The 14,446-nt window shown below is 44.7% G+C and carries 15 protein-coding genes and 3 tRNA genes; all 18 read right to left on the bottom strand.

The features are described from left to right. Positions 1-82 precede the first annotated feature (82 nt). Entirely contained in the window at positions 83-406 is a 324-nt protein-coding gene (locus ABUA47_RS05420; protein ID WP_117589288.1) for a hypothetical protein, read from the bottom strand. Continuing rightward, the gene (locus tag ABUA47_RS05415) at positions 403-2,919 is read right to left on the bottom strand and encodes a DNA methyltransferase (protein WP_117866143.1); all 2,517 of its coding nucleotides are present in this window, start codon (positions 2,917-2,919) and stop codon (positions 403-405) included. The genes ABUA47_RS05420 and ABUA47_RS05415 overlap by 4 nt, the downstream gene beginning before the upstream one ends. After that, a complete protein-coding gene (locus ABUA47_RS05410; protein WP_117866144.1) occupies positions 2,919-4,658 on the bottom strand; it encodes a DNA cytosine methyltransferase in 1,740 nt (579 codons plus the stop codon). Before ABUA47_RS05410 ends, ABUA47_RS05415 begins: the two co-directional genes overlap by 1 nt. Positions 4,659-4,893: 235 nt before the next feature. After that, positions 4,894-5,418: a DUF6633 family protein gene (locus ABUA47_RS05405; protein ID WP_117866145.1), complete on the bottom strand. Its 525-nt coding sequence runs from the start codon at positions 5,416-5,418 to the stop codon at positions 4,894-4,896. Continuing rightward, complete coding sequence (locus ABUA47_RS05400) at positions 5,381-6,148, bottom strand: hypothetical protein (protein ID WP_117589292.1); 768 nt, start codon at positions 6,146-6,148, stop codon at positions 5,381-5,383. The genes ABUA47_RS05405 and ABUA47_RS05400 overlap by 38 nt, the downstream gene beginning before the upstream one ends. Then, complete coding sequence (locus ABUA47_RS05395) at positions 6,145-6,510, bottom strand: VRR-NUC domain-containing protein (RefSeq protein ID WP_117589293.1); 366 nt, start codon at positions 6,508-6,510, stop codon at positions 6,145-6,147. Before ABUA47_RS05395 ends, ABUA47_RS05400 begins: the two co-directional genes overlap by 4 nt. After that, positions 6,507-8,195, bottom strand: coding sequence for a DEAD/DEAH box helicase (locus ABUA47_RS05390; RefSeq protein ID WP_117866146.1), 1,689 nt, complete (start codon positions 8,193-8,195; stop codon positions 6,507-6,509). Before ABUA47_RS05390 ends, ABUA47_RS05395 begins: the two co-directional genes overlap by 4 nt. Before the next feature lies 1 nt (position 8,196). Then, on the bottom strand, positions 8,197-8,847 hold the full coding sequence (locus tag ABUA47_RS05385) for a hypothetical protein (protein WP_117589295.1): 651 nt from the start codon (positions 8,845-8,847) through the stop codon (positions 8,197-8,199). Between the two features lie 2 nt (positions 8,848-8,849). After that, a complete protein-coding gene (locus ABUA47_RS05380; RefSeq protein ID WP_117866147.1) occupies positions 8,850-9,275 on the bottom strand; it encodes a hypothetical protein in 426 nt (141 codons plus the stop codon). After that, entirely contained in the window at positions 9,275-10,096 is an 822-nt protein-coding gene (locus tag ABUA47_RS05375; RefSeq protein WP_117866148.1) for an HNH endonuclease, read from the bottom strand. The genes ABUA47_RS05380 and ABUA47_RS05375 overlap by 1 nt, the downstream gene beginning before the upstream one ends. Continuing rightward, positions 10,080-11,018 carry an ATP-binding protein gene (locus ABUA47_RS05370; protein WP_117866149.1) on the bottom strand — a complete coding sequence of 313 codons (939 nt, stop codon included), beginning with the start codon at positions 11,016-11,018 and terminating at the stop codon, positions 10,080-10,082. Before ABUA47_RS05370 ends, ABUA47_RS05375 begins: the two co-directional genes overlap by 17 nt. A gap of 215 nt (positions 11,019-11,233) precedes the next feature. Continuing rightward, positions 11,234-11,364 (bottom strand) — tRNA-OTHER (locus tag ABUA47_RS05365). Between the two features lie 94 nt (positions 11,365-11,458). Further along, positions 11,459-11,526: transfer RNA gene (locus tag ABUA47_RS05360), tRNA-OTHER, on the bottom strand. A 181-nt stretch (positions 11,527-11,707) separates the two neighbouring features. Continuing rightward, positions 11,708-11,821, bottom strand: a tRNA-OTHER gene (locus ABUA47_RS05355). Between the two features lie 233 nt (positions 11,822-12,054). Continuing rightward, positions 12,055-12,354, bottom strand: coding sequence for a hypothetical protein (locus tag ABUA47_RS05350; protein WP_117866150.1), 300 nt, complete (start codon positions 12,352-12,354; stop codon positions 12,055-12,057). Between the two features lie 4 nt (positions 12,355-12,358). After that, positions 12,359-12,739: a helix-turn-helix domain-containing protein gene (locus ABUA47_RS05345; RefSeq protein ID WP_229034725.1), complete on the bottom strand. Its 381-nt coding sequence runs from the start codon at positions 12,737-12,739 to the stop codon at positions 12,359-12,361. Continuing rightward, positions 12,736-12,948, bottom strand: coding sequence for a hypothetical protein (locus ABUA47_RS05340; RefSeq protein WP_117589300.1), 213 nt, complete (start codon positions 12,946-12,948; stop codon positions 12,736-12,738). The genes ABUA47_RS05345 and ABUA47_RS05340 overlap by 4 nt, the downstream gene beginning before the upstream one ends. 1,161 nt (positions 12,949-14,109) lie before the next feature. Further along, positions 14,110-14,412, bottom strand: coding sequence for a hypothetical protein (locus tag ABUA47_RS05335; protein WP_117600669.1), 303 nt, complete (start codon positions 14,410-14,412; stop codon positions 14,110-14,112). Positions 14,413-14,446: the final 34 nt, after the last annotated feature.

The raw sequence follows: 14,446 nt of genomic DNA, 5'->3' as shown, positions 1-14,446 counted from the left end.
CTTATTGTGAGCAAGAACCACCGGTTTCCGCTCGTGTTAATACTTCATGTGCAGAAATGGCTTCTTTTTGCACATGTTAATCTCAATTCATTTTCCTTTTTCTATTCCGCTCGCTCTGTACCTCTGCCATACACATCTTGCACCATGACGCTTTCAGATGGTATTCCTTACCGTTACGACGGGCTGTCCTATCGAAGAACCTGGATAACGGAAGTGCTCTACCGCAACGGGTGCACAGTTTACGCTCCACTCCGTCAACCACCACCCGGTTACGGGGTTTCCTCCTCACAATCTCACATGGTCCGCATTCGGACGCACCGTACCTCCTGCAATATGCAAGTGAGTGCTTGCCGCACTTGGCGAAGGAGGTGCAATCCGAACGGGGAACTATCTGGTGAATGTTCATACGGCATCATTCATTAAGTCGAACAATGTGGGTGCACTGACCTCCATCTCTGCCTCATACAGATATGAAAGACTATCTTTCCAGTAGTCGTAATTGAGTTCGGTTGACAGACCTTTCCTCCCCAGATTGATAGCGCAATAGGGAACGGTGCCGATACCTCCGAACGGGTCAAACACCAGTTCACCCCTGTTTGAATACCGTTCAATCAATCTTTCGACAATATCCAACTGAAGGGGACAAATATGATTCTGCCGTTTCTTCTGCGACTGCTTAGTATTCAGCGTGCGCATCCGGGTGACATCATCCCATATCCAAGGCTTCTTGCTTACCGGGTCAACGGCCATGAATGTCTTTGGCAGTTTTCCGTATGCCTCCAGCTCTTCGGCGAATGATACGTGTTCCTCATAATCATAGACGTGCCCACGCTCGTAGTTCCTGAATAGGTGGCGTATCTTGTCAATGCCGGCCCCTTTCATGTCCTCGTAACTCAATAGAGAGTTACCCGAAGATTTCCAACTTGCATGAGCGTCTATCTGCCAACGGGCCAACGAATATTCGCTTTTGTTCTTGGTCACCGGCAAATCAGCATAAGCCCGTGAGGTGTCAGAAGGAAGCTTGCGGAAAAGAAGGACATATTCAGGACAACCGATACCCATCTTTGAACCGTCCTTGCACATCTCCGTATATCCAAGCCGATAAGTCTGGTTGTTCTCCCTTACCACATCCGTATCCACCGTGATGCGCCCCATGTAGCGGAAACCGTGTTTCATGTAGTGGAATACAGTCATTTCACTGAACGGGTCAATGGTAGGCATACCGTCACCAGTAGCGTTGCCGAACAAAACACGGTCTTTCACATGGATGCAAGCTAACCTACCGGGTTTAAGAATACGCATAAGCTCCGGTGTAAGATAATCCATCTGCTCGAAGAACTTGCCGTTGTCCTCATTATGCCCGAAGTCGTTATAGGTCGGAGTGTACTCATAGTGGTTGGAGAACGGGATGCTGGTTACAATCAAGTCCACCGAATTACTTTCCATAGTCTGGCATTCAAGAACATTGTCATTATTGATTGCCCTCCACAGTTTACCGGACTTTTCTTCCCTGCTAGCAAACATCCACCGCATCATCTTTTCCTCTGCCTGCAAGCCGAACAAACCGTTCTCGCGGACTATATCGGTCATCTTGGCTACCATCTCGCGGTGTTGCGCCCACTTCTGCATGAAGCTCTTGTATATCTCTCCCTCACTTTCCGCATAGACCAGATAAAGGTCAACCGGATGCTGCTGCATGAAACGGTAGATACGGGCTATCGCCTGGAACTTGTCGTTAAAACGGTAGTCGATGAACATGATTGCCTTATGGCAGTGGTACTGGAAGTTCAAACCTTCACCAAGCATCTCCGGTTTGGCGGCCAGATATTTCAGACGGCCGTCCTTAAAGTCCGCTATCACTTCGTCGGCTTCCTCATCATCCTGCGAGCCGTACACAGCCTTACATCCGGGTATGGCATCACACAAAGCCTTCCGTTCATTCTCCAGGTCATGCCATAAAAGGAAATGGTCGTCTTTGTTTTCAGGACGGTTAATGATTTCCACCACACGGACAATCTTTTCCTGCATGTTGTCCCGACGTTCTTTCGCTGCGTCGGCAAGTCCGAGAGCTGCCTCACGGAACATCTTCACTTGTCCGTCACGGTCGGTTCCGGCTGTGGAGTTGTCAACACTAACCACTTCTTCATGTACACGCAGTTCCGGCAATTCATATCCGGTATCGGGATAACCAAGGTCGGACGGTTTGGTGAGGAACAACGCCCATGTACTTACCCACAACCAGAACTCCTTCTCCTTGTGCGGATAAAGGGTAAGGTTATTCGCCTTCGTGCTGTCACGCTGAAAGAAACGGGTAAGTGCCTGCCCGGTATCCATCACACCGAGATAACCGGCATAATGTATCAGTTCCTTATATCTGTTGGGCGATGGCGTGGCGGTGGCGACAAAGCGGTAGGGAACATTCGCAAACAAGGGAAGGAACTCCTGATAGGTCTTGGTACCGAAACCACGTAATACGCTCGCTTCATCCAATGATGTTGCGGTGAAGTAGGAAGGTTCTATTCTTACACCATCTTCACCGTCGCGCACACGCTCGTAGTTCGTAACCATGATGTCAGTCGGGCATATCATCACATCAGCCATAGTTCGTACATAGGTCACTTTCATGTGCAGATGTTGTTCCGCTTGTGTAAGGAACTCAACCACTACACGTTTGGGACAAACTATCAGCCCTTTGCCGCCTTTGTGTTTCAGGACTACCCGAAGTATCTCCAACTGAGTAACGGTTTTCTGCATACCGAAACTGGAGAATATCGCACGGCAACCGCCAGACACCGCCCAGCGGACTGTATCTTTCACATGGGGATATAACGACGGTGTCAGTTCATCCGGATTGACCTCGAACCCGGTCTGACAGCTGATGGCCATCTTGTCTTTTAAAAATTCTATATATTCTTTCATTAAGCTACTTCTTTTAATTTCTTCAATCTTAAATCTCTAAGTTTTGCACAAAGTGCTTCGGCATTCTTCTTTGCCTGTGTAACCTCTACCGCATTTCCGATAAACTTCTTCTGGTCAGCTTGTGTACCAACTAACACATAATCTTCCGGAAAGCCCATGATACGTTTTAGTTCAGGAATGCGAAGCATCCGCATTTTAATATCCACTATGCCATACAGTGACATGAACTCCTTTATCTTCACGGTCATAGGACTATCATTGTCGTAGATTTCAATCGCTATCTGACCGCTTTCTGTTGCTACCAGATAGGGCGGCATCTTATCCATTCGTGCTATCAGGGTGAAGCAGGGGTTATCAACGGAGCTGCCAGCACTGTTGAACTGTGGATTCATCAGATAATGCCATTTCCGGTTTGCGGTTATTGTCTGTGCCGGTTCCTCTATGTTGCTACCAATATTTGAGAAAGAAGTATTCATAATCCAAGGCTTGCATGTTATAAGTTTTTGCTTGGGATTGGTTAAAATTGCCGGACAAATATTATCAATACTTGTATGTTGTCCTCCACCGGAATACTCATTGGCGATAAACCTTGGAGTTACTAATGATAATCTGTCTTTTGTTGTAACTGTCGCAGACGGCTCGTTTACCGAACGATTAAAGCCGTTCCCATAGTGCGCTGATACGAAGGCATGATGGTCCCTGCATGTGATTGTTCCGGCAGGCTCTTCCACTGATACATTCTTGCTTTCGGGATGTCCGCTGAATTGTTTGGAAAGAAAGCAAACTTGCGCTACTCCAAGTCTGTTTTGTGTTGTTACCACCGGACATGGTTCGTCAATCCCAGGAGCGTTATATTTCCCCGTACGGTTCATAGAATTATACTTCACGAGGAAGGCATCCTTTCCTCCGGCTACAAACTTGATAAGTCCGTTATAGATACGCTCAAGCGTTTTCTCTGCAAGAGGCTTTTCCCTGAAGATGGTAGTTCCTTCATCAGAGAAATCAAGTACATCCTTTACCGGCTTCCACTTCTCCAGCCGCGAAAACATATCTTGCCTACCACCCTTACAGTGGGTCGGTTCAGAGAATACTATCGGCAAACTCTTTTTAGCAAAGATGCCGAAGAAGCGTTTTCTTGTGGTATAGGCGCCGAAGTCGGCAGCATTCAGGATACGGTGTTCAAAGTTGTAACCATATTTTTTCACGTTGCGTACCCACTTCTGATAAAGTCTTCCTTTATCCATGCTGATAGGTTTCCCATTCTCATCCATATCTCCCCATGACATAAACTCTTCTACATTTTCAATCTGAATGTAGTCAGGGGCTATAACATCAATATAACGGAAGAGATGTTCTGCCAGCGTCCGGCTATCAGCATCTCTCGGTTGACCGCCTTTAGCTTTCGAGAAGTTGGTACACTCCAAAGAAGCATGAAGCATTATCATCGAATCAGGATATAATTCACGGATACGTTCAACAATAGTATTTATCGGTGAAAGCTCCAGTGTACGAATATCCTCAATGAAATGAAGTGCATCAGGAATGTTGGCATCATGTGAAAGGATAGCATTCTTATCGTGATTCACACAGCAAACGACTTTTGCACATCTATTGCCATTTAAACGGGCTTCTTCCACGCCTTCCGACAAACCACCGGCCCCACAGAATAGGTCTATGACAAATAATTCAATGTCGGACAACCCTTCTAAGCTGCATAATATCTCTTTCAATGATTTCATAACTCAATCAATCTCCTTCGGTTTCCAGTCATTAGGAACTTTTGCCCATTCTCTGAAGCTACCATTGGCTACGGCGGCGTCAATTAGTTGTTTTCTTGGTTTCATAATCGTGTGTCTTTTTTCATCAGTTACAAGTAAGTCCTTAAACAATAGTCTGCTATCCAGTAGCAGACAAAATAAAAAGCGGCATATACTGCCAGGATTGACAGAATAGTCGCTATCAGTTTGGTCTCTTTCATTTCAAATTCAGTTTTGCCCGTAAGTCGTCGGGCGGTTGGTGATTCCGTTTTACCGGAGCTTGTTGTTCCTCCAAAGCTTGGTTATTGCGTCGACGAATGATAATATCCAGTTCATCTGACCGTTCCCGAAGAAATTTCCGAAATGCTTCGCCAACGGTTATCGTATCGAAATAACCATAGAACTTACCATACCTTCCCAGCTTGAACCGTGCGACAAACAATATGAACTCCGTCAGTTTGATGTAGTGATACTGGCTAACGAACAGTCCAGAGAACTCATTCAAGGCATTTTCATCGGCCCCCTCCTTCGTGGAAGAAGCAAAATCAATGGTCAGTAACTGCGTCTTTACCCACAGAGACGAGGAACCATATCCGTACATCCGTTCAAGGTCTGACAGCGTGGGGGACTTCTCACTGTATGCTTTCTCAATATCGGCAAGAAGTAGCGGTTGGAGTGATGTCGAATATACGGCAGAAGCCTTACTAAAGGTCGGGTATTTCTCCTTGATGGCTGATAGCATTACTTCCCTGTTCGATGGCTGCATATTCGTCAAGGAGGTTTCTTGCCTTTGCTGCCTTATCAGCATCCCGATTGTTTTGTCTTTGGGCTTGATTTTCTGTTTTTCCATTGTCCTGTTGTTTTTTCTCGATTATCCAAAGATTGGCCCGACTATCCCAACGTTCCACCTTGGCACCGGTAGCAGTTTTCCAACCGAGACCGGAAAAGTGATTGTAGAAAATATCCGCTTGCAGTTCCCAATCGGGAAGTTTATCACGGAAATACTCTTTCACCTCTTCGGCGGTAGGTGGAATGAACTCTACCTTGGGTTTCGGAGGTTTCTTTTTCGGAGGTTGGTCCGGTGGGAATAACTCGCCAGAATTACCCACCTGTTTTTGTTTATGTTTATGTTTTATTATCTCGGCACCAACCTCGGCACCAACCTGCGCACCAACCTCGGCACCAACCTCGGTAAATTTTACCAAGGTGTACACTACATTCGGGCTTCCATTCTTCGTTTTGAAGTCAATCAATCCTACTTGTTTTAATCTATTCCGAGCATTTGACAAAGTCTTTAGAGAGGCTATGCTAAGGTCTGCAAGAACTTTACCATTGTTACGGTTAAACGTATTCGCCCACCTACAGAGGTTGTTAGTTTCTAACAGGTAGAAATACAAAGCGGTTTCTGTGACAGTTAGCGAATATGCGTTATGTTGCAACCAGAAGTTCTTTATTAGCTCAATATAGTTCATAATAGGTAAGAATTGACTTCATTCATAAACTCAGTAAGAGAATGGCATACCACATATTTATTTCGGAATTTTTCAGCCTCTCTCTGCCATCTTATCTGCTCCTCGCTTTGTTTCCCTTTCGGTCTCTTCATTTCGATGCAAAGAGCGGAAAATCCTTTCTTAGGTACAAGCAGTATCAAATCGGAAACACCCCTTACACTTCCCTCGTACTTCATTTGTGCTCCAGTCCTGGCATCACGCTTTCCACCGTTGGGAACGGCGAACAACATAAGACTCAAAGACGGGTATTGAATCCGGAACCAAGTCAGACAGCTATGCTGTATCTGACTTTCCGATTGCGGTGTAGTCTGTCTTTTTCTCATAATTTACCTTTGAATAAGTCCATAGCCATATCTACCACATTCTCCTTAACCACATCGTCCGTTCCGGTGACACCGTTAGCTATGCCTTTCTTCCGTTGGATAACACCATACATGTATTCATCAATGGTATTCCTGCCAAGGAAATAGTAACAGTTGACGTTATTCTTCTGCCCATTACGGTGTGCCCTATCTTCCGCCTGCTCACAGTCAGAAAAAGTCCATGGGAACTCGATGAAGGCTACACGGCTGGAAGCAGTCAAGGTGAGCCCGGTACCGCCCGATTTGTAGTTAAGGATAATCAACGTACAATCCGGATTGTTCTGGAAAGCATCCACAGCCATCTGCTTCTGGGCAGCATTATCCTCGCCGGTAACAGTCACTGCTTTCGGAAACATATTCTTCAGCTCCATTACCACTTCTTTCAGGTAGGCAAAGACAATCAGCTTTTCCCCACCGTCTATCACGTCATGTATGAATTCGGCAGCCGCCTTGATTTTTCCACGCGCAGAAATGGCTTTCAATATTCCCATGCGGACCATCACCTCGCCCCTCATGGACTTGGCTATCTTCTCATCATCCGCATTCTTGTAGACACGCAGATATTGTATGAGGTCGTTTTCCGCTTTTTCATACTCAAGCCGTGTGGTGATATCCATCTCAATATACTGCCTCGTCTTGTCCGGAAGCTGGGTCAATACCTTGGCTTTTTCACGCCGGAAGAAGCAGGTATTCCAAAGGCGCCAGTTCAGTTCTTTCAGATTGGAGGCTTTCTTCGGCCCATTACAGAAACGTTCGGTGAAGGTCCTATACCCTCCGAAATCCTCCAACCGTCCCATTATCTTAAGTTGCTGTATAAGGTCAGTATTATCGTTTACTACCGGTGTTCCCGTCAGTTCAAGAATGAAATCCTTGCCCTTACAGATGCCCTCAACAAACTTACTCTGTTGGGTCTTGGTAGACTTGCACTTATGCGACTCGTCAATGATTACAGACTTGAAAAGGGTTATACGTGGGTCAAAGGTGATTGATTTCAGCGTAAACCGCGTATCATTCTTCACATCCAATACAAAGAACTTTTTCAGGCTCTCGTAGTTAGTGATGAAGATGTCACAACACTTGGTTTCAATGAAGCGCTGCCAAGTATTTTTGTTCTTATCATCAAGGATTAGCGCCTGCTTTCCAGCAAATTTCTTGAACTCACGCTGCCAATTTATTTTAAGTGCTGCCGGACATACAACAAGGCACGGATAGGATTTTGCAATCGTCACCGTGCCTATTGCCTGCAAGGTCTTACCGAGTCCCGGCTGGTCACCGAAGATACACCGTTTATGGGCCAGAGCATAGGCTATGCCCTCCTTCTGGTAATCGTACGGTTCAAGTAGCAATCCGTGGGAAACGGTCAGCTGCGGCATCGGAGCAATGTCAAAGCTTATATCAGCCTTTCTTTGCTCCGACCGTTGTACGGAACCGCAGAATCCCTGCTGTACCGCCCATTTCGCCATTGTATCAACATACCATTCATCAGCCAAGTCAACCCACCACGCCTTTTCATTGAAAAGATATGCTTTCTTTGCGTTAGCCTTGACTGATGGAATATTGTTCACGCATTTAACCAACATCGGATGATACATGAATTTCAGTTTGAAGCCGTCCGGATATTTGGTGATACAAAAAGGTGCTGCCATATCAAGCTGCCGGCTCTTTAATCTTCACTTTTTTACTTTTATTGCGCGGCTTCACTTTCTTCCCGTCAATCGTTAGAGTAGTGCCACTCTGTTCCACCACTTGTTTAAGGAACTCATTCGCTTCCTCTTCAAATGCAGCATCTCCCACCGGGTCGGCTGCAATGTCCGTAGGAATATCCCCATCGAACGGAAGTTCCTGCTGGACTACCGCCCATTTCTTAGCGGTAAGATACTGTTCCACCTCATAATTACATGCCTCAATTGCCTGCTGCAGTTCGAATGCATGCTTATATTCCTCGTTCTCATTGTTGAACATGGTAAACGGAGCTATAAGGTTAAGCACCTTCTTACTTTTAAGAAAACGTTTTCCAACCAATACCACACCTTCATTGTCATCCGAACCGCTAACTGTGTAGCCCGTGACCTCGAATGTAGAGAAGATTTCTTCCGGCAGTTCATCTATGGAGTCCTTTCCATCAGCTTCTTTCTGCTCACAGAGGAAAGCAAGGTGAGGAATCAATTCGTTAAACGCTGCACGCAAATCCTTATGGATAAGATTCTTTCCCTCAATGGTTACATTGTCCTCATTCTCGTTCTTGAAAGAGGCAACAAGCGTGTTGTCTTTCGTGATTTTTGCTTTGGTGATATTCATTTCTACCTCCTGTCTTTATATTCGTTGATAAATTCGTTATAGTAACGGTCAGCCGGAAGAGGGAGCGTTATTCCCAGTTCGGCAGCAGCATCGGCCTGAACCTTATTTAGAAAGTCAGTCATCTGCACTGTATTGAGCTTCGATGTGCTTCCGGTAATGACCATTTCTTTTCCCCTGAAATACGAAGTCCTTCTGAGAAAGCGGTTACAATAGTAATCGTGTACATCCTGCTTGTCCGTCCCGGTCTCTTGCTCAATACAAGTAAACCACAACCACATAAGCGCATTCTGTGACATCGTCCTTGGCTCTGTGAACCTTTCGATTTTTACACGATACCGACCATTACGAAGCTGGGAACACATGAAGTCAAAAGACTTGCTTATGTGTACCTCGCCGTTGACCTTTTCCAGAATTGCTTCTTGTGCCATTACTCTAATCCAAAGATTTTTTTATCAGCAATAATGTCTCGGTTTGCTTCCAAAAACTCTATGAAATGCTCGCAGTGTGCCGTAAGCAGCTTAATCGTCTGTTCATGGTTATAAGTGTAGTATTCCGGGTATTGCGTTCCGCTAATTAGTGGCGTCCGGCTGGTACCGCCCTTCATCTGATAGGCAGTGTACTCAAACGCTTTCACGCTTTCCATCTGACCGGAAGCAATCAAACAGTAAGGATATACATGGCGCTGCCAGCCGTGTTCATACTTGCCAAAATCATACTTAGATGTTGTCTTGATATCATATACGGTATCACGAACGAGCTCATCTATATACCCATAAAGCTCCACATCACCATAACGAGTGGGAATGACTGCGGACACAAAGACTTGGGACAATGCACCGGAGAAATACTTCGACTGCTCTATACACCAGCTACGGTCAAATAAGAAATTACGCTCTGGCGCGATATCAGTAGCAGGAAAATATACCTGAATGGTATTCGTTTCTCCATCACCGATAATGGTGTATGGCTCCCGTTCGCTTGGTATATGCTTTTTCTTGTGGATATAGCAGTCTATAACAGCATTAAAGGCCGTTCCTTTATCAGCTGCCTCACTCTCAAACGGGACACGGTTTATCGCATCAAGTAGGCTTTGCTTCAGCTCCGCTTCAATTTCTTCCGGACTTTTCTTGTATTCTCCCGTTTCATTATCGACATTCCAGAAGCTCTCTACCTGCTCATCAGCCCGCAAATATTGCTCGAATTTATCGAGCAGTGACGGGTAGAATCTGTATTTAGGCTGCTGGTTCATACCTTTTGCTGAGTTTGTTAAACTTCAAGCCAAGTCTCTTGCACTTCTCATTGAGCATCATGCCTGCCCGTACCTTGCTGTCAAAGATATGCGTCATGGTATCTAAAGCTTCCCGAACAGAATTGGCAGATTGTGTATCAGTCACTTGTTCCACTGCGTCACGGATAGCATCAAGAACCGCATCATATTCGGAAGATAGTTCCGTCTGCTTCGTCTGATACTCCTTATAAGTACTGATGATTTTCGTCATGAAATCATTCTCACCCGTTACGGTACCAGACTCATCAATGATTACGGGAATTTTGATACGTGAAGGAAGATTACAAGTATTCTTCCCGTAGAACTTCTCGCAGGGGTCAAAAGAAATCGTTCTGTCCTTACCGATAGCTTCCATGTAACCAACCAAATCCAGTTCCTTAATCAAGTCACCTGCGGACGAACCGCCAATCTCCGGACGTATCTGTTTTTCGTCGCCTACTTTCTCCTCCCGTTCATGAGCCACGAAGATAACAGACTTGCCCATGAGTGTGACTTGATTAACGAAGTTGATGAACATGTTCTTACGTACTCCATAACCCTGCAGGGAAAGGGTACCATCCACTTTCTTCATCTTCGGATTCGCTGCCATAATCGCCTTATCCATGAAAGAAAGCATCTTTCCGGCAGTATCAATCACAATAGTGGAAAACTCCTTGATTTCTTCGGACGAAAGTACCTGGTTCGTCTCGTCCCAGCTTGTAATCTGAACGGTCGGTACACGATGGGCGGCATTGACACGGTGAATACCGCCGTCATAATCGAACAATACCGGATTGGGAGCCGATAATGCAAGAGTTGTTTTTCCCATGCCAGGTTGGCCGTAAATCAGTGCTGACAAGGTAGTCTTAACGGTCAGCTCGTTAGGTCTTTTGATAAGTCCCATAATAGAAAATATTAAAGTGGTTAATAAAAAAATAGCCAAAGGAAAGCCCCGAAGCGTATTCTCCGGGGCGCAAACGACAAATACTCCTAATCCTATCCGATTTCGCATTACCTTTCAGATAGAGTCAACGGCTAACCGATGCCGCGCGGATGATTCCCTGCGCTATCTTCGCCCTACTCTCGGACTAAAAGCGGATTTTCTCTCATAAAGGCTTGTAGAAACGGATGGATTCGAACCACCGACCGCCGCTTGTGGTGCTCTCCCATTAAGCTAAGAATCTACTTGAGAGAATCGAACTCTCAACCTTCCACCACACACGGTGCTCTATCCACTGAGCTACGTTCCCAGAATAGGTGAACTATTTTCACAAACCGTTCACCTTGAAACACAAACAAAAAATAAAACACGACAAAACTACTAAATAACCCTCTCTTGGATTGTGGACGTTGACGGACTCGAACCGCCAATCTCCTCAAATGAGTTGTGTTAGCCATTACACCGAACGCCCATATTTGCCTACCATATCTTCACAGACTGGGCAGGCAGGTCAACAAAGTTGCTCCCGGATAGGCGGTCAAGCCACACCGGGATAGTCACTTAAAACAAAAGCAAAATAAAAACTTAAATGAGGACTCTCACCTCACGTTGTCCTTTACAACGGAATTATAGATTAAACAATAAAAAGCTTGTGGACAATGCGGGATTTGAACGCCGCGACCTGTACATGAAACCTTTAAACAATACCATGACAAATTACCAATACTAACTACATGTACCGCTCTACCAAGCTGAGCTAATTGCCCGTGTCTGTCCCTGCTCTCACGAGTAGAGACAACTCCCATGTCTAATTCTAAATCAATCTAATTATGTGTGAAACACTTCCTCCGCTGAGGTCTATATCTTGAACACCTTTTTCAGGACATTGTGATAAAACCAATACGAATACACAAGGCCAAAAAGGTTTATACCATAATTCCAGTCTCCCGTTACCGAGTCTACATCATTAAACATCAATAAACATGGTAGTGCCAATACGTTAAGCAGTAGCACGTTTATAATGATTCTTCTTTTCATTGTTCTTTCCCTTTCTTACTTTTGCAAAGCTCAACACATCCGAAGCATTGTAATAGCTTCTCCCATTAGATTTATACTCAACTCTCACTCTTTGAGTATTTACCAACACTCTTAACCTGCCCGGACCTCCTACTATTTTTTCAGATTCTCTCTTTGGAAAAGTGCGAGAATCCATAATAGTGAGGATGTCTGCCAATCTCGCCTCCGCTGTCCCGTCAATCAACATGGAACTGCGTAAATCACCATTCACTTCGTATATCATACCGTTAAAAAATAAAGTCGTTATTATTCTTTCGGCCAGTCCTTATATATCGCATGGCTGTCCGTACCCGTGATGGTATTCTCATTCTCCGTAAGTCAATATCATTACAAGTAACCTGCATCAATAAGAATAAAATAGAGAAGAGGAATTCAAGTCCGTGCCTGCGCAATTCCTTCAAGTCAAAATCACGCTTAAGCCTATCGCAAATCATATACAGAAGCAGTTCCGTATCTTTGGAAATACCCAACTTCCGGTATATCGTTCTTTTCTGGGTCTTGACAGTCCAAACCGATTTATTCAGATTGCCCGCCACCTCCTTGTCGGCAAGCCCCTTGCAGTACTCATTCGCGACAAGCAGTTCCGTAGGAGAAAGGGAAATCATCATGCGACCCTTTCCACATCAAAAATACCTTTCCTCTTGTCAACCTCCCCTACTTTCCAGTCAGCATCCTCAACGCAGAACTCCAATCTCAATCGGGGGATAATTGTCCCCTTTATGGAATTATACGCCTTAACCGGAAAAGTTAGAACTTCCCCTACCTCCATATCTCTCAAAGCCGGAGTGTAGTTTTCTGTGATTATTCGCTTTTTCATCGCTATAAAATTTTAATGATTAGTATTTGAGCTCTCCCGAGCCAATCCGATTGGCGGCATCACGCTTTATTCGGGAGATTTACTTAACTTTGCATTGCCACATTTAAAATTAAGTAAGCATGAGTAGTGAAAGAAATCTAATCAGACTCTACATGCGTTCTCTGGATGAACGAACAGAATGGGTATTCAAAATACAAACAACACTTTTAATGGTAGCTTCAACCACCTTTGCAGTAATCATTTCTTTAAGCAGTCCTTCAGAGGACAGTCTTTGCAACAAGCTTCTCCTTGTGACTGCAATATGCGTAAATGCACTCTGTATCCTTTTCTCTGGAATATCTTTATACGAGAATAGAGTGTTGAGCAATCAAGCTGTGCGCACCTATCGGGAATACCTAAGAAAATATCATAACGGGGAATTACCGCACGGTCAAGCTTACGTATATGAAAGCATACCAAAAAGAAAAATCTTCGTATTCTGTGAAGGATGTTCGTATGTTTCATTCCTGCTGTTTATCATCGTATTGGTTACATATACTATTGTAAGGAGTTTCTGTTAATTATTTCATGTTACGAAGTATCTTTTTAAAAACCCTCCAACAAAAGTATAGCACAAAGGGGAACAGTACCATTTGAACAATAGTCTGTATCACATAATTTACAGACAAGGCATCAATCGCATACTCGATTGGTGAATCCTTAATGTAATCTATTATTTCATTCATATTCTCTCTATTTTCGATTAATATTCGTGCCCCGATAAGCTCTCTCTGCTCTTCCCACCGGAGTTATCAGCTACTGTACTTCGCTGCATGACCGTTCGGGGCATGTCGGCTTCTTATTTCGCACCGTTGCAAATCTTTCGCTCGTTCTGAACTTCCATTCAGACATCGTCGCAAATTCTTGCTACTCCGGGTATCTCTCGCGTCCTCTATGCTGGGATTGAGGGTAAGCGCCAGTATCGCTTTCTGGAACGGATTGCTTAGGGCAATCACTCCATCTCGTTCTCCGTCTCCCATCAAAGGGTAGGCTCAATGACCGGACGGAGAATCTTTCAATTCGCCCATGCAAGGCTTTGCACGCCACTTGCGCAAGTATTCATGTTAAGCGTACAGCTGTTCTGCATGGTATATGTAGCTGCCTTTTCTGCGAATAATTATCTTAATCGCCTACGTAACGGGAACCGAAGGCACCTTTGCTGTTCTGATTGTAGTAAGCTGAAGCTGGAGCGTTGCAGTAATCATAAGAACTTCTTCTTTCCGGTCGTACCAAAGCTGCTTTCATTACTTCTTTCTCAGCCTTTCTCGCTTCTTCATCAGCAACACGTTTCTTTTCGTTAGCCCAAGCGAGTTTCAAGCAATCACCGAAAGTCTGTACACCGTGAGTAAGCTGGTATAGCTTGAAATACTTTCTGTATATCTCGTGAGCCGCTTTCATAATCTTGTGTAAATCGTACTTTTTCATTGTCTTACTCCTTTTTAGGTATGTTGTTTTTTTG

The sequence above is a fragment of the Bacteroides sp. RTP31139st1_H2_RTP31139_211217 genome (genome assembly GCF_040227615.1).
GTDB lineage: Bacteria > Bacteroidota > Bacteroidia > Bacteroidales > Bacteroidaceae > Bacteroides > Bacteroides uniformis.
This window is presented reverse-complemented; position numbering and strand designations above follow the sequence as displayed.